Raw genomic sequence first — 20,013 nt, 5'->3', positions numbered from 1 at the left:
CTAGCTTGATTTTAAAAGGTCTATATTTTTTTTTATATCTCCATTATTGTTTTTAAATATAGTTGTTCCAGATACTAAAATGTTTGCACCAGCTTCTATTGCCAGTCTATTATTATCAAAATTAATTCCACCATCGATCTCGATATCAAAACTAAGACTTTTTTGATCCCTTATTTTTTTTAATTCTTTTATTTTTTCTAGAACTTCTGGCATAAACTTTTGTCCTCCAAATCCAGGGTTTACACTCATAATTAGAACTAAATCGATCTTGTTTAATAAGTCAGTTATTAAATTAATTTTACTTTCTGGGTTTAGAGAAACTCCTACTTTTTTATTTAAACTCTTTATATGTTCTATTGAACTTTTTAAATTTTCAGTTGCTTCTGGGTGTATGGTAATAATATCTGCACCTGCGTCTGCATAATCTTTAATATATTTATGCACAGGAGAAATCATTAAATGAACATCAAATGGTAGCTTTGTGTATTGCCTTAAAGCTTTAATAATTGGAGGTCCCATTGTTAAATTTGGAACAAAATGGCCATCCATCACATCCACATGGATCATATCTGCACCACCTTCTTCAAGTCTTTTTATTTCATTTCCTAATTGACTAAAATCAGCAGATAAAATTGAAGGTGATATTTGTATTTTTTTCATTGATTACTAATATTAGTAGTATCAATTTTATTTTTAATTTGAATTAATTATTTACCAAAAATGCGATAAATTTCTGAAGCAATTTCACTTTCTAAAGGAAAAGATAACATTCCCATGACAGAATATCCCATTAGATAGGGCATAAGGTAAAATCTAATCATATAAAAGAACCAGGCCACATAAAGTGGAACAAGAGGGTCTATAATAAATGAAGGAGTAATAGGTTTAAATAAACGAATTAGTGGATTTGTTAACTTTACAAAAGCCTTCATAAAAAAAAATTCTGAGTTTTCTCTTTGAAAGATATTCATCGCAACTCTTCCAATCAAAGTCCACATGACAACTCCCAAAATATAATCAATTATAAGAATAAAAGGATGAATTTCTGGCATAAATATAAAAAGGAATTTTTTTTAAAACTTTACTGAGGGGCGAAATAAATCGCCCCTTAGTAATAAATTTAATTAGTGTTGTTTTCCAAGTATCGTTTTACCACTTGGAATACGAAGTTCATCAATCATATCTTGAGTAGCTCTGTCTGGCGCTTTTGTTAGTAAACTAACAACTACCATAGAAACTAAACTAACCAATGATCCAAAGATACCAAATGTAAGTTGAGTAATACCCCAGAATCCAGCTCCACCAGTACGTACCCAAATTAGATACCAAGTACCAGCTGCTAATCCTAGAAGCATTCCTGCAACAGCACCAGGACCATTCGCTCTTTTCCACCATACACCTAGTACAAGTGGGAAGAACAATCCTGACATCGCAAAGTCAAAAGCCCAGATTACTGAACCTAAAATACCTTGGATACCCATTGCGGCAATAGTTGCTCCAGCAAAACCAATTATTACAAGTAATACCCTTGCAACAATTAATCTTTTCGCAGCTTCTGCTTTTGGATCAATGATCTTGTAGTACAAGTCATGAGATAAAGCATTTGCGATTGCTAAGATCAAACCATCGGCAGTAGACATGGCAGCGGCCATACCTCCAGCAGCAACAAGACCTGAGATTACATAAGGTAATCCAGCAATTTCCGGAGTAGCTAATACAACAGCTTTACCACCCATGAAAAACTCATTTAATTCAAGAGTTCCATTTCCGTTAAAGTCGCTGACAAACATCAGGTTAGCTTGGTTCCAGTTTTGATACCAATCTATCGCTTGAACTTCAGCTATTGATTTACCAATAATCCCCGTTGAAAGTGTTGGATCAATCAGTGATAGTTTTGATAATGTAGCTAACATTGGCGCAGTTGAGTATAAAATAAAGATGAAAAGTAGCGACCATGCTACAGATCTTCTAGCTGATTTTACACTTGGAGTAGTAAAGTATCTCATCATAACGTGAGGCAAAGAAGCTGTTCCTGCCATCATACAAATTGCTAGAGAAATGAATCCCCAGTTTGTTCCGTTAACCGATGAGTGTGCTTTAGTTATTCCAGCTAAACCTTTTGGTACTGTAGCTAAGTCGGCAGCTGAGTTTTTCACAAACCCAAACTGACCTTCTAATTCAGCAATTCTAGCTACCTCATCTCCCAACATTAAATGTGGGAAGAATCCAGCACCCATTTTACTACTGATCCAGAATACAGGAAGCAAGTAAGCAATAATTAAAACTATATATTGCGCAACCTGTGTCCATGTAACCGCTCTCATTCCACCAAGCATTGAACACATCAATATACTTGCTAATCCGACGTACACAGCAATTTCAAAAGGAATATCTAATGCTACTGAAGCAATAGTTCCTGTTGCATTGATTTGTGCAGTCACATATGTGAATGAAGCTACTGTTAATACTAGTACTGCAGAAAGTCTTGCTGCATTACCACCATATCGTGTACCAACAAAATCTGGAACTGTGTAACAGCCAAATTTTCTTAAGTAAGGTGCTAGTAAAGTAGATACAAGTATATAACCACCTGTCCATCCAACTAGTAGTGCCATATATCCATAGCCCTTAAAGTAAATACCACCTGCCATCGCAACGAATGATGCACCAGACATCCAGTCTGCTGCAGTAGCCATTCCGTTAAATACAGTAGGTACTTCTCTGCCTGCTACGTAGTACGCGTCCATCTGAAGTGTACGTGATAACCAACCGATTATCGCATAGATAGCAATGGTGAATATAACAAAAGAAATTCCTATTGCTTTTGCAGACATTCCCATTTGTTCAGCAATTGCCATCAATATTATGAACCCTATAAAACCACCTGTATAGATTCCATAAACTTTTGGTAGATTGTCTATAAATTTACCTTTTATCATTAGCTATCCTCTCTTTCAGTGAAACCAAACTCTTCATCTATCTTCTCTTGTCTACCTGCAAACCAGAAATTCAAAATTACAAATGCTAATAATGAACCCTGACATGTCATATAATATGACAATGGGTAACCAAAAGGTCTGAAGCTAGATGCTTCCATTTCAGTTCCGAAAAAAAAGATGCCAATCGAGAATACAAACCAGATTGCTAAAGTTATAAACAATAGCCCCCTAGTTTTTTCCCAATGTTTTGCTTTATTTGACATTTTACTCTCCCTATATAGTTAAGAAAGAAACTTTAACCATAATGAGATAGATTGAAAGCCCTTAAATAGGTCGAATTGGGGCCATTATTGTAATATAAAGCATATAAAAAGTAGGTAAAATTGCTCAAATATAAACTTAAAATAAAAGACATAAAACTTGAAGATTTTAGAGTTTATTTATTTGCTTTGTTTAAAGGAGTTCTTCCAAAGAAAAAAATCAAGAATATAGAAGACCTTGCACTGTTTATTCAAACAAAATCAGCCTGGGTGTCACAGGTAACTTTATATAATTATTTAAAAACAAGAATGGGCACAAAGTGGGTATTACACTTTGATGATGAAGTATTTTTAGCATCCATTAATAAGGCTAAATGGAATATTTATTCTATAGCACTTCAGGATCTTACTTTTTATAGCCTATCGTATTTGAATGTTTTTTGTAATTATAAGGACATGGGTCAAGCCAATGAAATTTATGATGAAATTTTGACCAAAGAAAAAAAAAATGAAATGCCAGAAAAAATTATTTCACAAGCAAAAGAAAAATTTAAAGAAAGATTAGAAAAGATTGATTGGAATACATATTATAAGTCTTGGCCATTTAATGAAAGTGCTCTAACTTTATATAAGTGGGCACCAGTTGCTGATGAATTAAAAATTTTAGATAGAAAGATTGTATTAAATTCTATGATCTTAAAATGGGAAAATATTGAAAAAGAATTTAAAGAATTAATTAAAATCTAAATATTTTTTCTATTATCAACTAAGCTTTGCACAACGCTTGGGTCAGCTAAAGTAGATGTGTCACCCAATTGATCATGTTCATTGGCTGCAATTTTTCTTAAAATTCTTCTCATAATTTTTCCAGACCTTGTTTTAGGAAGACCAGGTGAAAAATGAATGATATCAGGTGTTGCAAGTGCTCCAATTTGTTTTCTTACCCAAAGTTTTAAATCTCTTTCAAGGTCTAAATCTGATCTTTCTCCAACATTTAGAGTTACATAGCAATACAGACCATTACCTTTAATATCGTGCGGGTATCCAACTACAGCAGCCTCAGCAACCTTTGGATGAGCAACAAAAGCACTTTCTATTTCAGCAGTTCCAAGGTTATGACCAGAGACAATAATTACATCATCTACACGACCAGTTATCCAGTAGTAACCATCCTTGTCTCTTTTAGCTCCATCACCTGTGAAATATTTTCCATTGAACTGAGAGAAATAAGTATCAATAAATCTTTGATGGTCACCGTAAACAGTTCTCATTTGTCCAGGCCAAGATTGAGAAATACACAATCTTCCTTCACCAGCTCCTTTAATTTCTTTTCCATCTTTATCAACTATAGAAGGCTTAATTCCATAAAAAGGTTTACTTGCAGAACCAGGTTTTAAATTCATAGCTCCTGTTTGAGGGCTAATTAAAATTCCACCTGTCTCTGTTTGCCACCAAGTATCAACAATGGGACATTTAGAATTTCCAACTGTTTTGTAATACCACATCCAAGCCTCAGGATTAATAGGCTCTCCAACTGTTCCTAATAATTTTAAAGATTTTCTTGAAGTTTTCTTAACAGGTTTATCACCCTCTCTCATTAAAGCTCTAATAGCAGTGGGTGCTGTATAAAAAATATTAACTTTGTATTTATCAATAATTTGCCACCATCTTGAACTGTCAGGGTAGGTTGGAATTCCTTCAAACATTATTGTTGTTGCACCATTAGCAAGAGGACCATAAATAATATAACTATGACCCGTTACCCAACCAATATCAGCTGTACACCAATAAATATCTTTTGGCTTATAGTTAAAAATATATTGATGTGTCATGGATGCATAAACCATGTAGCCACCTGTTGTATGCAAAACTCCTTTTGGTTTTCCAGTAGAGCCAGATGTGTAGAGAATAAATAAAGGGTCTTCCGCATTCATTTCCTCAGGCTCACACTTATTTGACATATCTTTAATTAAATCTTCATACCAAACATCTCTTCCTTTAACCCAATGAACTTTATTTCCAGTTCGTTTTATAACAATACATTTTTTAACATCTGGACATTTTCTTAACGCTTCATCAGTGATTGCCTTTAGTGGAATAGTTTTTCCACCTCTAACACCTTCATCTGCAGTAATGATGTACTGTGACTCGCAGTCATTAACCCTACCAGAAATAGAATCTGCTGAAAACCCACCAAAAATAATTGAGTGAACCGCACCAATTCTAGCACAAGCTAACATTGTTACTGCAAGTTCTGGAATCATAGTTAAATAAATCGTAACTCGATCGCCTTTTTTAATCCCTAGTTTTCTTAAACCATTTGCAGCTTTAGAAACTTCATTATGCAATTGTTTGTATGAAATCTTTTTAGTATCTTTTGGATCGTCACCCACCCAAATAATGGCTGTTTTATCTTTTTTATTCTTAAGGTGACGGTCTATACAATTGGCAGAGGCATTTAATGTTCCGTCCTGATACCATTTGATTTTAACTTCTTTTTTGCTGTATTTTACATCTTTAATTTTTTTGTATGGTTTAATCCAAGTAATTCTTTTTCCCTCAGTCTTCCAAAAATCATCATTTTTTTTAATCGAGTCAGAGTATTTTTTTTGGTATTTTGCTTTATTTACTAGAGCACTTTTTACCCACTCAGGTTTAGTCTTTATGATCAATTCTTTTTCTCCAATTTTTTTTAAAACTTTTTTCTTAATAGTTTTTATCTTATTTTTAACCTTAGTTTTTTTAGGAATTTTTGATATTGATTTTTTTTTGGGCATGAATTTTTTTATTTAAATACTACTCATCTTATTTAAAATTTTCCAGCTTTTAGAGTCTATGGGCATAACAGACAACCTACTTTGTCTAATAAGTGATAAATGGCTAAGAGACTTGGTTTTTTTAACATCTTCAAGAGTTACACTTTTGTTTAATTTTTCTTTAAACTTTACTTGAACAGCTACAAATCGTCTATCTTTGTCAGTTTTATCTAAGAAAGCTTCTTTAATAACCTCAACTATACCAACAATTTCTTTACCTATATTTGAATGATAAAAAAAACAAAGGTCTCCTTTTTTCATTCCTCTTAAATTTTTAGCTGCTTGGTAATTTCTTACCCCATCCCAAGGGGCACCTTTAGTACCAGCCTTTTTTTGTTGATCAATTGACCAAACATTAGGCTCTGATTTCATTAACCAATAGTTCATCTAATTATTTTTTTAATGTTTACTTGTTTTTTTGAGCATAGGACTCTTATAATACACCATTTTTATAAAACAACCATCCTACAAAGCACCTCACATTTTTTCAATCTATAATACTATTTTTTATATTTTTATAACCCAAAAATGATGATCAGAATCTATTATGAATAAAATAAAAACATTATAATTTGATTATATGGTAAATAAAACTATAGAACATGTTTTAAAATAAAATGAACAAAAAAATAACTATTAATAATACACAAAAAATAATTTCCTTTCCTTGTAGTCAATATTTGAACACAAAAAAATTTAAATATTTTATTAAAATCATAAACATTTTTTATAAGTAATATGAAGATTCCTTACGTTGACCTATCATATAAACATAAATCTAAAAAAAAATTAATATCAATATTTGAAAAAGTATTAGACAAAGGGCAGTTTGTTGGTGGAGAAGAGATTGATTTATTTGAAAAAAAAATTGCTAAATTGTGTGGTGCAAATTATGCTGTTGCATTAAATAGTGGTACTGATGCTTTAACTTTAGCATTGCATTTATTAGGTGTGAGAAGGGGTGATGAGGTAATTACTCCCCCAAATTCATTTATAGCATCAACAGCAGTCATAGTGCATTTAGGTGCAAAACCAGTATTTGTTGATGTATTAAGCGATCAAAGCATTGATCCAAAAAAAATACAAAATGCAATTACAAAAAAAACCAAAGTTATTATGCCAGTTCATTTATCTGGAAGAATGTCTCAAATGGATAAAATAATGTCTATTGCAAAAAAAAATAATATCGCAGTTGTTGAGGATGCTGCTCAGTCGGTTGGCTCAAAATATAAAAATAAAATGTCAGGATCTTATGGTGATTTTGGTTGTTTTTCTGCGCATCCCCTTAAGAACCTAAATGCTTTAGGAGACTCAGGGTATTTAACAACAAATAGTTTTAAATATTATAAAAAGATAAAAAGCTTGAGCAATCATGGCATGGAAAATAGAAATATTGTTAAAAACTTTGGCTATGTTTCAAGAATGGATAATTTGCAGGCAGCCTTTCTTAATTACAAACTAAAAAATTTAAACAAAGTTATTGAACAAAGAAGAAAAAATGCATTAATTTATATGAAAGGATTAGATAGGAGGTTTGTTTTTTTCAACAATGAAACAAAAGATGAGTTTAATACATATCATACCTTTGTTGTGCAGGTAAATTCTAGAAACAAACTAAAAAAATATTTATTAGATAAAGGAATTGGTACTTCAATTCATTATCCTGTGCCAATACATTTGCAACCAGCGTCAAAATTTTTAGGTTATAAAAAAGGAGATTTTAAAAATACAGAAACACAGTCACAAAAAATATTAACTTTGCCTGTTAATGAGAGTTTATCTGTAGATCAAATTAAATACATTTGTAGATGTATCAATCACTTTTATGTCAATAAATAATTGATAGCTTTATATTTACCTTATATATGCTATAAAAATAACTGATGGATGAGCATAATAATTTAATCTTAGATGGTACTAAAATTTCCTGGCATCTCGATAGAGTTGAGCAGTGGCAAAAAGGGGAAAGAATAGCACCTATTACAATTGATATGGCCCTTACAAGAGCCTGCAATTATTCTTGTGGTTTTTGCTATGCCATGTTTCAAGAAAATGATCGAAAAGTAATTACAAAAAAAGTTATTTTTGAATTTTTAGAAGACTGTGCAGAAATAGGAGTTAAAGGTATCAGCTTTGTTTCTGATGGTGAAAGCACTATTTCTCCAGTATTTGCTGATGCATGTAAATATGGTCATGAATTAGGACTTTCAATGGCTGTTGGAACAAACGCATTCGTATTGACAAAAAATAAGCTGGAAGATGTAATGCCATACTTAACGTATCTAAGAATAAATTTTTCAGCTGGAGAAAAAAAAAGATATTCAGAAATTATGGGTGTTAAAGATAGCTCTTTTGATAGGGTATGTCAGAATATTAAAGATATGGTTGAACTAAAGAAAAAAAATAATCTAAAAGTAACCATAGGAATGCAGATGGTTTTGATGCCAGAGGATGCAGATCAAATAATTCCATATGCGCAACTTGGAAAAGATTTAAGACCAGATTATGCAATTATAAAACATTGTACTGATAATGAGGATGGTGGGCTGGGAGTTGATTATGATGCATATGAAAAATTATATCCTTTGCTAAAAGAAGCAGAAAATCTATCAGATGATGAATATAAGTGTGTGATCAAGTGGTCAAAAATAAAAGATAAAGGCAGTAACAATCGTTCGTATCAAAGATGCTACGGTGCACCATTTATGTTGCAAATGTCAGGATCTGGATTATTGGCTCCTTGTGGAGCATTGTTTAATGAAAAGTATAAAAAATTCCATATAGGAAACATATGTGACACAAGATTTAAAGATATTTGGAGTTCAGATAGGTATTGGGAGGTAATGAATTATTTATCATCACCAAAATTTAATGCCCAAAAAATGTGTGCCAGCTTATGTTTGCAACACAATGTTAATGAGACATTAGATAACTATGTAAAAGGTAAGGTAAAAATAGAAAAACCAAATTCGACACTTCCAGAACATATAAATTTTGTTTAAATTTAATGAAATTAATTAACTATAAAGTTAAAGTTAAATTTATATTAAAAATTACTGATAAACTTATGATTAAATGATCAAAATAGATTTTAATAATCTATTAGATAATTACAATACTAACCTGCTGGATAATCTAAGAGGTTTTGGAAGTGAAGAAGAATATTTCAAATTTTATGTTCCAGGCACTTCTTCAATTAAAAGCTTTTACAATTTAGTTGATGCTCTTCTAGAAGCCCATATATTAGAGTTTCTAGTTTATTATAAAAACGACTCATTTGATAAAAAATTTTATGATGAGATAAATTTCTTTTTAAAAAAAATAGGTAATAGTGAAGAAAAAACTAATGAAAATCTTATAAATTTAAAAATTAAAATTGATAGAAATCTTTATAAAAATTTTCAAGAACAGAAAAAATATGAAATAAAAGAAAAAGACTCAATTAAGATTAATGTAAGCAAGATTGATACAAAGAATGAAATATTAATTTTTAAATCTGAAAAAAAGTTAAATCAACCATATTTAGATAACATACATAAGGTTAAAACTAATGATTATTTTTCAAAAAAAACAACTAATTCTGAGAACTCATTTTTAGGTAAGATTGACGAATTTACTCTTAATTTTGTAATAGAAAATAGGATTATAATTAAAGTTTCACATGATTGTGAAAAGGAGAAAACAACAAGAAAATTATTAAACATCTTTTTTGATGTTTGTATTAACAAAAATATTCAAGAAGCAGCAGAACATGCGGTAATATATCTTGAGGAAAAAATAAGAATTACAAACAATGAATTAATTAAGCCAGGGATAATATTGCCATCACATGCAGGCACATATTTCGATGAACTTAATAATATAATAAGAAAAGTATTTAAAGAATTTACTTTAAAAAACTCAGCAGAATTTGGAATTAACAAAAATTATTTTAAAAAATCTTATCATTGGGTGAATTTGGTTGAAGAAGCAAAAATTGAAAAAATAGATTTTATTCTGAAAGAAATAGCTCAAAAGTATAATTTGCCTCATCAAAGCATTATAGTTCAATCTATTGATAGTAATTTTAAGATTAATTTAGGTGTTGATAATGCTTTTAAAAAATTACAATTAAAAAAAAATATGCTTTTAGAAATAGAGATTAAATTAAAAAAACTGGACGATACACTTGAAGTTTTTGTTGATGAACTTTTAGATAGAAATAAATTGAGACTTAAAAATTCTCCACAAACAAAACTTATAAATTAATTACCATTAGCTTGGATTGATTCAATCCCTCAGTTAATTATATCTGGACAAGTTGCCTCCAAAGACATAATAAATCAATCAAAATTAAGACAAAGAGGGGTGCAAGAAATAAATATTACGGACATAGTAAAACCTGTAGTTAAATACTGCTTACTTTTAAGAGATGAAAAAAAAAAAATATGAGTTAGAAAAATGTATATATTTATCGTAAAATGGATGACCATGACCTATGCAAAAAATAGAGATAATATATATTTTATTTAAACAAAGAGGCATAAATATTTAAATGAAACTTTCAGATTACGTAGCATCATTTCTTGAAGAGGTAGGTGTAGATTATATTTTTGGTGTGACAGGTGGAGGAGCGATGCATTTAAATGACTCTTTTGGCAAAAGTAAAAAAATTAATTTTATTATGACACATGGTGAACAGTCTGCGTCTATGGCTGCAGAGGCTTATACAAGAAAATCAGGAAAATTAGGAGTTTGCAATGTTACTACAGGTCCCGGAGGTACAAATGCCATTACTGGTGTAACAGGAGCTTGGATTGATTCAATCCCTCAGTTAATTATATCTGGACAAGTTGCCTCCAAAGACATGATAAATCAATCAAAATTAAGACAAAGGGGGGTGCAAGAAATAAATATTACGGATATAGTAAAACCTGTAGTTAAATACTGCTTACTTTTAAGAGATGAAAAAAAAATAAAATATGAGTTAGAAAAATGTATATATTTATCCCAAAATGGACGACCAGGGCCTACTTGGATAGATATACCTCTAGATTTACAAACTAAAGATATTAATCCAAAAAAATTAAAATCATTCAAACCAAAAAAAAATAAAACTATCAAATTTCATAACAAATTAATTAAGATTTCCAATTTGATAACGAAATCATCTAAACCAGTAATTGTTATTGGGAATGGTGTACATTTATCAAATTCAAAAAAATTAATAAAAGAAATAATTGACAATTTTAATATACCAATTCTAAGCTCTTGGAATGCATCAGATATAATTTCAACAAATCATAAAAGATATATTGGAAGATTTGGATTATTTGGGGATCGAGCTTCAAATTTTACAATACAAAACTCAGATTTAGTATTAGTTTTAGGTTGTAGACTTTCTCAACCACAAACTGGATATAATTTGTCTCTATTTTCCCCAGATGCAAAGTATATTTATGTTGATATTGATGTTGCTGAGACTGTTAAGTTTAAAGGTAAAAATGTAACTAAAATTATCTCAGATCTTAGATTATTTTTGGAACAATTCATTAAATTTATTAAAAGATTTAAATTAAAAAATAGTTATAAAAAACTTCATAAAGACTGGTTAAACCATAGTATAAAGCTTAAGAACAAATACCCTGTTTTTCTTAAAAAATACAAACATCAGAAAAAAATTAATTCATTTTATTTTATAGAGACTCTCTCTTCTTTGCTTAAAGAAAAAGACACTATTGTTACTGATATGGGAACTAGTTTTACATGCACTATGCAAACTTTTAAAACAAAGGAAAATCAGAGATTATTTACGTCAAGTGGTTTGGCTCCAATGGGCTTTGGTTTGCCAGGATCTATAGGAGCTTGTTTTGCTAATAATAAACGAAAAACAATATGCATTAGTGGTGATGGCGGTGTAATGTTTAATATCCAAGAACTACAAACAATATTTCATCATAAGCTCCCAATTAAAATTTTTATATTATGCAACAAAGGATACCTTACTATGAAATTAATGCAGTCTAAGAATTTTAAAAAGTTTGTTGGTTCCACACCTTCAAGCGGAATAAGTTGTCCAAATTTTGAAAATCTTGCAAAATCTTTTAAGATCTTCTCTACAACGATTAGAAATACAAGTAATCTTAAAGTAAAGATTGAGGATTTTCTTAAAAAAAGAGGTGCAGGTGTGTGTCAAATTATAATGGGAGAACATCAAGAACTTATACCAAGGGTACAAACTAAAATGAGAAAAGATGGAACTTTTGTACTAACACCAATGGATGATATGTATCCATATTTGGAAAGAAAAGAATATGATAATAATAAATCTTATTTGACAAATGATTAGCAGCAAGCTTTTTTCATTTAAAAAAAATAGTTAAATTATTTTTATTTAAGAGAGGAAAAATATTTTTTATTATATAATTTTGCAAGTCTTTTATCTATTGAAGCGCTTCCACCATAGATTCTGAATGGTTGTAACCCATCATTTCCAATATATCTTTTTATTATATTACCAGAGCCAACTGAAATTGTTTTATAGCCCAGGGCTCTTTCTTGAGAGCTAAAATCATTTTCAGTTGAAGTATATCTTAATGTAAAAGAGATTCTTTTATTTTTTTTTGAATGACCTGTTGTTGAATGAACTAAAAGAGGGTGCCAAATTAAAACATCACCTTTTTTTAAAGCTAAATTAATACCCTTGTTTAATTTTATATCAAATGATTTATAATCTATAGTTCTATTTTTTACTGGATATAGACCATGCAAATGAGTTCCAGGATAAACGGTAACACCATTATAATTATCACAGTCTGTAAGAAGTAATTTTAAAAAAATTGTGTTTATACCAGTGCCTGTCCATGCATCTACATGTTCGTTTTTGTTAAGGACAGAATTTGTATTAGTTGGAACATTTATCCACAGGGCTGTATAATTTAGTACACACAAATCATTACCTATTAACCTATTCATAATAAATTTATTTTTTTTTTGAAAAATTAGCTCTTCATAATTTGAGGAACTTTCAAAGTTATCCATTATTAAATTTGAAACATCATGATAATCAATTATTTTTTTAGATTTTTTAAAATTTTTTTCTATTTTATTAATTTGTTCTAAAATATCTTTTGAAATTTTATTAAAAAATTTTTTTTCTATGTTATTTTTGATAACAACATAGCCATTTTTTATATAAAAATCTTCAATGTTAGGGTCGTTGAAAAAAAATTTTTTAATTTTCATAAAACTTAGAATAACTTTAATTAATTTTTAATTTTATATTTGAATAATATTCTTTATCTTCTAAAAATGGAAATAAATTGTCTACAGGTGAAAATAAAAATTCATCATCTGGATTCATCTTGGTCTGTAATTGAGGTATTAAAGCTTGAAAACCTAGCATATATAAACTAAAAATTAATAAACTTGGTAATTATAAAACAACGAACAAAATTAAATATAATGAAATTTAAATCAGTAATTATAAGTGGTGCAATGGCACAAGATCATGAGTTTATTTATCCTTTTTATAGATTACTGGAAGCAGAAAGTGAATTAGACGTATGCCTTATAGGGGGTAAACCTGTTCAAGGTTTCCTAGGAACTACTTTGCCACCAAATAAAGGTTTTCCAGTAAAAGATATAAGTGAAATTAAAGTTGATGATTATGATCTGCTTATTTTACCTGGTGGAGTTAAGGCAATGGAAAAAATTAGATTAAATAAGGATTTAATAAAATTCATAAGCAAATTTTATAATGCTGAAAAAGTAATTGGATGTATTTGTAGTGGAGTTCAACTGATGATTTCTGCAAAAATAGTAAATGGAAAAAAAATTGCTGGTTATTACCACCTTCAAGATGATATTGAAAATGCAGGAGGAATTTATACTGACAAACCCGCAGTAGTTGATGGTAAAATTATAACTACGGCACATTATAAAGACATGGGTCCTTGGATGAAAGCAATTTTAAATTTCTTTGAAGATTAATTTATATGAGTAGTTTTAAAGGTTACGATAACAAAATTGTAACTAAACCCTGGGGTTGGGAACACACTCTATTTAGATTAGGAAAAAAATTAGAAATTCTTTTTTTGCAAATAGATTATAATAAAAGAACGTCACTACACTGCCACCCAAAGAAAAAGACAGCTTTTGTTATTTTAAAAGGAAGAGTCAAAGTACAATATGGTATTTATAAGAAGAATTTCAAAATTTATGGACCTTTATCAAGGTTTGTTCTTAGAGAGGGTTTTTTTCATTCATTAAAGTCAGTTTCTAAAAGTGGAGCTAATGTTCTAGAGTTTGAAACTCCTGTGATTAAAAACGATTTAATAAGATTTTCTGATGATTATGGAAGACAAAATAAGAGTTATGAAGGCAAAAAATATACGACAGAAAAAAGTTTAAATCACTTAACATTAAAAATTCCAAAAAAGAATCAAAAAACATCAAAATTGAAATTTAAGAATATTAATCTCAGTCTATCTTATAAAAAAAAATTTTCTAATATTATTAAAAATGATAACTCAACATCTGCCATATTGAGTGGTAAAATAGTAAATGAAAAAAATAAAACTGTAATTGATTATGGTGAAGTTTTAAAAACAAATACATTAAAAATATTATCAAAGAAGTTTTTTATAAAAAAGCCATTATTGATATTAAATATAACAAAATCTAGATCTTTAAAAAAATAGGTATTAAATAAAAACTTATAATACAGTCATATTAAAATTTTACACCAGCACCCTTTACCAAACATCAGGCTCTGATGGTTATAAAAAATTACAGAATTTACTATTTTATTTAACTAGCAAGGAATTTATGTATAAAGCATCAAAACCTGTTAATTTGTTATTTATATTTTCACTTGAGAACTCACCTAATTGATAAAGAATAAAGTTATTCTTGTGCATTATAAAATCAATTTCAAAAAGATTTGGACTTTTAATATAAATATCTTGGATTGTAACCTCAAGTTCAATAAATTTAATCCCCCCCCTTTTTTTTAAAAGATGCATTGCTCCTTGCAAGACTTTAATTTCGTACCCCTGAGTGTCAATTTTTAAAATATCAATATTTTTAATATTGTTTTGTTTTACATAGTGATCTAATTTTTCGATTTTTACCTTTGGCTTATTGTTTTTTTCTTTTTCATATAAAAAACTATTTTTATTTTTGTTATTAATGTTAAGAAAACTCGACGTATATGTAAGTGTATTATGATTAAATTTTCTATTTTTATTACTTTCTCCTAATGCAAAATTATTTAATATTATATTTTTTTCATTATACTTTAGTTTAATTGAATCAAAGCACTCTTTCACAGGTTCAAAAGAATGAATAATGCAATTTGGAAAAATATTTCTAAAACGTTTAATTGATTGTCCAGTATTTGCACCAACATCAAAAATGTATGGGGTTTTTTTTATGAAATATAAATAAATTTCATCAAAATTTTTTTGTTTTTTTTTAATTTCTATATTAAATGTACTAAATAATTTTTTTATTATAATTGTTAGTATTAAATATGCATAACCAAAAAATGTAACTTTTCTTAATTTTCTCTCTTTTTCTCTTATTTTTTGATCGAAGTTTTTATTGAACAAAAACACTCTCCACTTCTACCTGATAATTTATCAGGCTATTTATTTTTTTATCACCACAATTTAATATTATCCTAAATAAATTTGGGTGGTTAATTTTTTTAATTTCATTATTTTTTAAACATTTACTTCCACCACCTACTGACAATAGTACACCATTTCTATCATATTTTCTTAAAAGCTTCATATTAGGAGACTTTATTAACTTAAGATTTTTTAAGTGTTTAAATGGTTTTAAGTGTGAACCATTATCACCTAATAAAATTATAATTGCTTCATCGTCATACCTTTCAATAAGTGAAATTAACTTTATCAAGTGACTGTTTACACAATTTACATTATCAATATAACCTTTAACCCTAGTTTCTTCATCTTTAATTAATGTAATATTAACTGTATCTTCATAATCTGGAATATTTTTCCAAGAACAATTACTATTTACAACAAATGGTGCATGAGGAACTTTCAAAACTATATTAAAATAATTATTTTTAGTTTTTTTTACAACTTTTATTTTTTTATCTAAAAATTTTAAAATTGTATCATTTTTATTATTATTTTCATCTAACGTTGATTTATTATTTGGAAAAAGATTGATAAAAACTGATCTAATCTTTTTTTTAGAATGTCTGAATACACTATTAAAAGAATTATAAAAATAGATAGCTTCCACGATACTCAAATCACCAAGTAATGAAGTGTATGATAAGTGATCCTTACAATATTTTTTTCTTGTTTGGTATTTAAAGTGACAAGAAATTATATTTTGATTATAATTATTCTTCTTTAAAGCATTAATTAAAAAACTATTATCCAATCCATTATCTAAATTTCTTATATTTTTTCTATAATCATCATCGTTAGGGTCATTAAAATAATTCGAATTAAATATACTGGCTAAAGACAATAAAGTACTTGGATAACTAGAAAATGAGTTTTCTTTTAAGTAAAAATTTTTATTATTAAGGGTATCAAACAATATATTTTCTTGATTTGGGTATAAAATATTAAAATATTTTTGAGATATATAAGCATCAGCAACTATAAAAAATATATTATCTTCAATTTTTACTTTTTTATAATTTGCTTTTTCGAATTTCCAATTATCTTTTGCTTGAGTTGCATGTGGTGGAATATTTTTTGAAAAATTTATTATAGAGATTACTGTTAAGCAAAAAATAAAAGAAAATAAGAATACTTTTATATTCTGAATCTTTTTTTTTACTAAAAAAAATAGAATAGAACAAATAATTATTGGAAAAGTAATTAGTGATATTATTCTTAAATAAATTACTCCTCCACCAATCTTACCTGGATAGCTTAGGTAATTTGAAATTATATATCCTTCAAAAGAATTCATAAAATAGGATATAAGAATTGTTGTTATCGCAAGATAAATGGTAGAATCTTTATTCAATTTCAATAGATGTAAAACCAGAAAAATTAATACAAAGATAATTAAAAATATTGTCAGCATTATCAAAAAAGCCTGCACATAATTCAAGAAATTAAAATAAATTCTATTTTTTGAAGTGATTTGCAAAATTGGTATTATCAATAATAAAAAAATAAAAAAATAATTTGTAATAAAATTAATTTTTAATTTTTGTGCATAATAAAATATATTTTTTATATAGTTTGATGATTTTAATAGAATGAATCTTGAATAAGTTATAAATGCAAAGATAAAAGCAACAATTGATTGCCAGATTAATGCAAATATCTGTGGATCCACATAAGCATATGCAGTGTTTGGCACAATCAAAAATAATAGTAAAAATATTATTTTCTTAGAAATTGTTTGCATAGAGTGCTTTGAGTTTTTAATATTTATGAAAGTTTATGTTATAGTTAATATTATAAATATAATGAAAAAAATTGAAACAATAATTTTTACATACAATAGAGCCATAATTCTAGATGCAGTTTTAGAAAGTATTTTTAAAAATTTTTATAATAAATCAAATACAATTAATGTGATTTATCAATTATCTAAGAAACATGAAGAATCTTATGACATGTTAATAAATAAATGGTCAAATAGAAAAGTTAATTTTATAAAAAGAAAAGAAAATATAAATTTTTTTAGCAAAAAATATAAATATTTTTTATGGCCATTAAATTTTTTGTGGTTTATGAGGTGGAAAATTATGTTTCAAGATAAGGGTAATTTTAAAGAAGTACTTGAAAAAATAATTGTCGACTCTGAAAATAGCTTCATTACTTTTGTTCCAGATGACCAAATTTTTTTTAAAGAAACAATTGTACCAGATGAAGCCTTAAATTTATTAGAAAAGAATCATAAATCTTTTTTTAGATTTTTCTCAGGAGTACATTTCGAAGACCACCACAAATTAAATAAAGAAATGAAAGTTAAATATTTTAATAGTAAAACTACTAATTTTTTAAGTTGGGATCTATATGATAAATTTGCAGAACATTCTTGGAAATATAATTTTACCATTGAGGGAACAGTATATAGAAAAAAAGATTTAGAAAAATTCTTAAAACCATTTTACTATCACAATCCCATAACTCTCGAGGCAGTTGGTCTTTGGGAGGCTCGTTTTAGAGGTTTTTTTAAAAGGGGTATGACCTCAGTACAAAGAACTGCAGCCGGTTTTCAGGCAAATAATGTTCAAAAACTTGTTGTTAATCAGTGTGCCTTTTACGATCCAGATATTTTAATGAAAGCTTATTTAGATGGGTATAGACTTATTATAGATAAAAAAGATTTTCCAGATAAAGATTTTGATGTTATACCAAAAGAAATTAAACTTTTACATCCCAAAACAAAAGAGGTAGTAAGTTATGAAGAATACCTTAGTCATGAATAATATTCTTGCAATAGGCGCTCATTTTGATGATGTAGAACTTGCTATTGGTGGAACATTAAATAAATTTTCTAAAAGTAAAAAAGTTTATAAACTTACACTTACAGATAATGTTACTTTTTCTAAAAATTTAAAATTAGATGTAAAGTATAAAACATCACAAAATTCAAGTCAAAATGCTTGTAAGATTTTAGGTGTTACAGAAATTTCCAATAAAAAAATTAAAAAATGTACTAAATTAAAATATGAAACAAATTTAATGCAATATATTGAGAAAATAATTTTAAATAAAAAAATTGATACTATTTTTATTCATTACGATAATGATTTAAATCAAGATCATATTGCCAGCTCTGAAATATGTAAAACAGCAGCTAGACATTGTAGGAATATTTTAATGTTTCAAAGTAACTTTTATACTGGTAGCAAACCATTTAACCCAACGATGTTTGTGGATATAACAAAAAATATTAATAAAAAAATTAGCTCTCTTAATTGTTATCAAAAAGAACATAATAGAAATAATCAATTATTTTCAATGACAATTAAAAGAAATGAAGTTTGGGGTTACTCAGCAGGTGTAAAATATGCAGAAGGCTTCGTTCCTATAAAATTTTGTTTAGATGACTAAAGTTTTAGTGGTGGCATGCACTAATGTAGGAAGACAAATTATATTAGAAATATTAACAAATAATTTAATTAATACAAAATTAGTGGGTGTCATTAATTTAAAACCCAAATTAGGAATAAATAAATCCAATTATGATAATTATAATGATTTAAAAAAAAAGTTTAAGATAAAGATTAAATATATAAGCAATATTAACCATTTAGAGTCAATTAATTGGATTAAAAAAGTTAAACCAGAATTGATTATTCAATCAGGATGGTCACAAAAGTTTAGCTCAAAAGTTTTAAAATTAGCAAAATTTGGATGTGTTGGAGAACACCCAGCACCACTTCCTTATGGTCAAGGTGCTGCTTGTGTTAATTGGGGGATTATAAAGGGAAGAAAAAAATGGGGGGATACTTTTTTTTTAATGAATAATAAATATGATGATGGCCCCATAATATCACAAAAATTATTTAAAATTTCTAATAATGACAATGTTAAAACTGTTTATGATAAAATATCATCCACATCTGCTCTTATGATTAGAGAAAATATCGATAAATGGTCAAAAGGTATTTTTAAAAAAAATAAACAAAATAAAAATAAAGCTGTTTATTTTAAAAAAAGATTTCCTGAACAGGGAGAATTTAAGTTAGAAGATAGTCCAGAAAAAATTATAAATAAAATTAGGGCACTTACACAACCTTATCCTGGGGCTTTTTTCATTTATAAGAAAAAAAAAATATTTGTTTGGGAAGCTAATTATCTTATGAGAAATGAGTATGATAAAAAAGTCATATATTTTTTGAAAAGAAAAAAAAATTTTGAAAAATATAAAAATGATTTTTTATTAGTTAAAGTTGGTATTAAAAAAAATAAAATTATTAAACTTAATAGAATTCAAGTAGATGATGCTCCAGAGATGTGGGCAGGTGAATTAAAATTTTAGTTATTTTCAAGT

At 27.9% G+C, this 20,013-nt stretch carries 20 protein-coding genes; 10 read left to right on the top strand and 10 right to left on the bottom strand.

All coding sequences use genetic code 11. From position 1 onward, the window contains the following. The 4 genes from rpe to ABXT53_RS07005 all read right to left on the bottom strand — a co-directional run bounded on the left by rpe (position 1) and on the right by ABXT53_RS07005 (position 3,202). Positions 1 to 660: a ribulose-phosphate 3-epimerase gene (rpe, locus tag ABXT53_RS07020; protein ID WP_415290501.1), complete on the bottom strand. Its 660-nt coding sequence runs from the start codon at positions 658 to 660 to the stop codon at positions 1 to 3. 47 nt (positions 661 to 707) lie between these two features. Beyond that, complete coding sequence (locus ABXT53_RS07015) at positions 708 to 1,052, bottom strand: hypothetical protein (protein WP_415290499.1); 345 nt, start codon at positions 1,050 to 1,052, stop codon at positions 708 to 710. A 72-nt stretch (positions 1,053 to 1,124) separates the two neighbouring features. Continuing rightward, the gene (locus tag ABXT53_RS07010) at positions 1,125 to 2,939 is read right to left on the bottom strand and encodes a sodium:solute symporter family protein (RefSeq protein ID WP_415290497.1); all 1,815 of its coding nucleotides are present in this window, start codon (positions 2,937 to 2,939) and stop codon (positions 1,125 to 1,127) included. Next, entirely contained in the window at positions 2,939 to 3,202 is a 264-nt protein-coding gene (locus tag ABXT53_RS07005; protein WP_415290496.1) for a DUF4212 domain-containing protein, read from the bottom strand. Before ABXT53_RS07005 ends, ABXT53_RS07010 begins: the two co-directional genes overlap by 1 nt. 120 nt (positions 3,203 to 3,322) lie before the next feature. Between ABXT53_RS07005 and ABXT53_RS07000 the strand changes: the two genes are divergently transcribed. Continuing rightward, positions 3,323 to 3,946 carry an esterase gene (locus ABXT53_RS07000; RefSeq protein WP_415290494.1) on the top strand — a complete coding sequence of 208 codons (624 nt, stop codon included), beginning with the start codon at positions 3,323 to 3,325 and terminating at the stop codon, positions 3,944 to 3,946. Here ABXT53_RS07000 and acs read toward each other — a convergent pair. Both acs and ABXT53_RS06990 read right to left on the bottom strand, forming a co-directional pair. Next, positions 3,943 to 5,976 (bottom strand): acetate--CoA ligase, encoded by a 2,034-nt coding sequence (acs, locus tag ABXT53_RS06995; protein ID WP_415290493.1) that lies wholly within the window; start codon positions 5,974 to 5,976, stop codon positions 3,943 to 3,945. The genes ABXT53_RS07000 and acs overlap by 4 nt on opposite strands. A 12-nt stretch (positions 5,977 to 5,988) precedes the next feature. Then, positions 5,989 to 6,402: an EVE domain-containing protein gene (locus ABXT53_RS06990; protein ID WP_415290492.1), complete on the bottom strand. Its 414-nt coding sequence runs from the start codon at positions 6,400 to 6,402 to the stop codon at positions 5,989 to 5,991. A 351-nt stretch (positions 6,403 to 6,753) separates the two neighbouring features. On the opposite strand from ABXT53_RS06990, the gene ABXT53_RS06985 reads away from it, so the two are divergent. The 4 genes from ABXT53_RS06985 to ABXT53_RS06970 all read left to right on the top strand — a co-directional run bounded on the left by ABXT53_RS06985 (position 6,754) and on the right by ABXT53_RS06970 (position 12,343). Next, entirely contained in the window at positions 6,754 to 7,854 is a 1,101-nt protein-coding gene (locus ABXT53_RS06985; protein ID WP_415290491.1) for a DegT/DnrJ/EryC1/StrS family aminotransferase, read from the top strand. Positions 7,855 to 7,898: 44 nt separating this feature from the next. Beyond that, entirely contained in the window at positions 7,899 to 9,017 is a 1,119-nt protein-coding gene (locus ABXT53_RS06980; protein ID WP_415290490.1) for a radical SAM protein, read from the top strand. Positions 9,018 to 9,090: 73 nt separating this feature from the next. Continuing rightward, positions 9,091 to 10,263: a hypothetical protein gene (locus tag ABXT53_RS06975; protein ID WP_415290488.1), complete on the top strand. Its 1,173-nt coding sequence runs from the start codon at positions 9,091 to 9,093 to the stop codon at positions 10,261 to 10,263. Positions 10,264 to 10,549: 286 nt separating this feature from the next. Continuing rightward, positions 10,550 to 12,343 (top strand): thiamine pyrophosphate-binding protein, encoded by a 1,794-nt coding sequence (locus tag ABXT53_RS06970; RefSeq protein ID WP_415290487.1) that lies wholly within the window; start codon positions 10,550 to 10,552, stop codon positions 12,341 to 12,343. A 41-nt stretch (positions 12,344 to 12,384) separates the two neighbouring features. Here the strand turns inward: ABXT53_RS06970 and ABXT53_RS06965 are convergent, their stop codons facing one another. After that, positions 12,385 to 13,239 carry a phytanoyl-CoA dioxygenase family protein gene (locus ABXT53_RS06965; RefSeq protein ID WP_415290486.1) on the bottom strand — a complete coding sequence of 285 codons (855 nt, stop codon included), beginning with the start codon at positions 13,237 to 13,239 and terminating at the stop codon, positions 12,385 to 12,387. A 16-nt stretch (positions 13,240 to 13,255) separates the two neighbouring features. Then, the gene (locus ABXT53_RS06960; protein WP_415290485.1) at positions 13,256 to 13,399 is read right to left on the bottom strand and encodes a hypothetical protein; all 144 of its coding nucleotides are present in this window, start codon (positions 13,397 to 13,399) and stop codon (positions 13,256 to 13,258) included. Positions 13,400 to 13,458: 59 nt separating this feature from the next. On the opposite strand from ABXT53_RS06960, the gene ABXT53_RS06955 reads away from it, so the two are divergent. Further along, positions 13,459 to 13,986 carry a DJ-1/PfpI family protein gene (locus ABXT53_RS06955; RefSeq protein WP_415290484.1) on the top strand — a complete coding sequence of 176 codons (528 nt, stop codon included), beginning with the start codon at positions 13,459 to 13,461 and terminating at the stop codon, positions 13,984 to 13,986. 5 nt (positions 13,987 to 13,991) lie between these two features. Continuing rightward, the gene (locus ABXT53_RS06950; RefSeq protein WP_415290483.1) at positions 13,992 to 14,696 is read left to right on the top strand and encodes a cupin domain-containing protein; all 705 of its coding nucleotides are present in this window, start codon (positions 13,992 to 13,994) and stop codon (positions 14,694 to 14,696) included. A 105-nt stretch (positions 14,697 to 14,801) separates the two neighbouring features. Here the strand turns inward: ABXT53_RS06950 and ABXT53_RS06945 are convergent, their stop codons facing one another. Together ABXT53_RS06945 and ABXT53_RS06940 are read right to left on the bottom strand one after the other, a co-directional pair. Continuing rightward, entirely contained in the window at positions 14,802 to 15,608 is an 807-nt protein-coding gene (locus ABXT53_RS06945; protein ID WP_415290482.1) for an FkbM family methyltransferase, read from the bottom strand. Continuing rightward, on the bottom strand, positions 15,598 to 16,965 hold the full coding sequence (locus tag ABXT53_RS06940) for a sulfatase-like hydrolase/transferase (RefSeq protein ID WP_415290481.1): 1,368 nt from the start codon (positions 16,963 to 16,965) through the stop codon (positions 15,598 to 15,600). Before ABXT53_RS06940 ends, ABXT53_RS06945 begins: the two co-directional genes overlap by 11 nt. 508 nt (positions 16,966 to 17,473) lie before the next feature. Between ABXT53_RS06940 and ABXT53_RS06935 the strand changes: the two genes are divergently transcribed. From ABXT53_RS06935 to ABXT53_RS06925, 3 genes are read left to right on the top strand one after another with little or no spacing between them, the layout of a single operon-like run. Further along, positions 17,474 to 18,442 (top strand): hypothetical protein, encoded by a 969-nt coding sequence (locus ABXT53_RS06935; RefSeq protein ID WP_415290480.1) that lies wholly within the window; start codon positions 17,474 to 17,476, stop codon positions 18,440 to 18,442. Beyond that, positions 18,435 to 19,070, top strand: a complete 636-nt coding sequence (locus tag ABXT53_RS06930) for a PIG-L deacetylase family protein (protein ID WP_415290478.1) — start codon at positions 18,435 to 18,437, stop codon at positions 19,068 to 19,070. The genes ABXT53_RS06935 and ABXT53_RS06930 overlap by 8 nt, the downstream gene beginning before the upstream one ends. After that, the gene (locus ABXT53_RS06925) at positions 19,063 to 20,001 is read left to right on the top strand and encodes a methionyl-tRNA formyltransferase (protein ID WP_415290477.1); all 939 of its coding nucleotides are present in this window, start codon (positions 19,063 to 19,065) and stop codon (positions 19,999 to 20,001) included. Before ABXT53_RS06930 ends, ABXT53_RS06925 begins: the two co-directional genes overlap by 8 nt. The last annotated feature ends 12 nt before the right edge of the window (positions 20,002 to 20,013 follow it).

The sequence above is a fragment of the Candidatus Pelagibacter sp. Uisw_136 genome (assembly GCF_047720275.1).
Classification (GTDB): domain Bacteria; phylum Pseudomonadota; class Alphaproteobacteria; order Pelagibacterales; family Pelagibacteraceae; genus Pelagibacter.
Note: the sequence above shows the minus strand (reverse complement) of the source record. Positions and strands in the feature narration are given on the sequence as shown.

Excerpts from the sequence above, each read along its gene's own strand:
- rpe (WP_415290501.1), bottom strand. The coding sequence starts at position 660 with ATGAAAAAAATACAAATATCACCTTCAATTTTATCTGCTGATTTTAGT.
- ABXT53_RS07015 (WP_415290499.1), bottom strand. The coding sequence starts at position 1,052 with ATGCCAGAAATTCATCCTTTTATTCTTATAATTGATTATATTTTGGGA.
- ABXT53_RS07010 (WP_415290497.1), bottom strand. The coding sequence starts at position 2,939 with ATGATAAAAGGTAAATTTATAGACAATCTACCAAAAGTTTATGGAATC.
- ABXT53_RS07005 (WP_415290496.1), bottom strand. The coding sequence starts at position 3,202 with ATGTCAAATAAAGCAAAACATTGGGAAAAAACTAGGGGGCTATTGTTT.
- acs (WP_415290493.1), bottom strand. The coding sequence starts at position 5,976 with ATGCCCAAAAAAAAATCAATATCAAAAATTCCTAAAAAAACTAAGGTT.
- ABXT53_RS06990 (WP_415290492.1), bottom strand. The coding sequence starts at position 6,402 with ATGAACTATTGGTTAATGAAATCAGAGCCTAATGTTTGGTCAATTGAT.
- ABXT53_RS06985 (WP_415290491.1), top strand. The coding sequence starts at position 6,754 with ATGAAGATTCCTTACGTTGACCTATCATATAAACATAAATCTAAAAAA.
- ABXT53_RS06980 (WP_415290490.1), top strand. The coding sequence starts at position 7,899 with ATGGATGAGCATAATAATTTAATCTTAGATGGTACTAAAATTTCCTGG.
- ABXT53_RS06975 (WP_415290488.1), top strand. The coding sequence starts at position 9,091 with ATGATCAAAATAGATTTTAATAATCTATTAGATAATTACAATACTAAC.
- ABXT53_RS06970 (WP_415290487.1), top strand. The coding sequence starts at position 10,550 with ATGAAACTTTCAGATTACGTAGCATCATTTCTTGAAGAGGTAGGTGTA.
- ABXT53_RS06965 (WP_415290486.1), bottom strand. The coding sequence starts at position 13,239 with ATGAAAATTAAAAAATTTTTTTTCAACGACCCTAACATTGAAGATTTT.
- ABXT53_RS06960 (WP_415290485.1), bottom strand. The coding sequence starts at position 13,399 with ATGCTAGGTTTTCAAGCTTTAATACCTCAATTACAGACCAAGATGAAT.
- ABXT53_RS06955 (WP_415290484.1), top strand. The coding sequence starts at position 13,459 with ATGAAATTTAAATCAGTAATTATAAGTGGTGCAATGGCACAAGATCAT.
- ABXT53_RS06950 (WP_415290483.1), top strand. The coding sequence starts at position 13,992 with ATGAGTAGTTTTAAAGGTTACGATAACAAAATTGTAACTAAACCCTGG.
- ABXT53_RS06940 (WP_415290481.1), bottom strand. The coding sequence starts at position 16,965 with ATGAATTCTTTTGAAGGATATATAATTTCAAATTACCTAAGCTATCCA.
- ABXT53_RS06935 (WP_415290480.1), top strand. The coding sequence starts at position 17,474 with ATGAAAAAAATTGAAACAATAATTTTTACATACAATAGAGCCATAATT.
- ABXT53_RS06930 (WP_415290478.1), top strand. The coding sequence starts at position 18,435 with ATGAATAATATTCTTGCAATAGGCGCTCATTTTGATGATGTAGAACTT.
- ABXT53_RS06925 (WP_415290477.1), top strand. The coding sequence starts at position 19,063 with ATGACTAAAGTTTTAGTGGTGGCATGCACTAATGTAGGAAGACAAATT.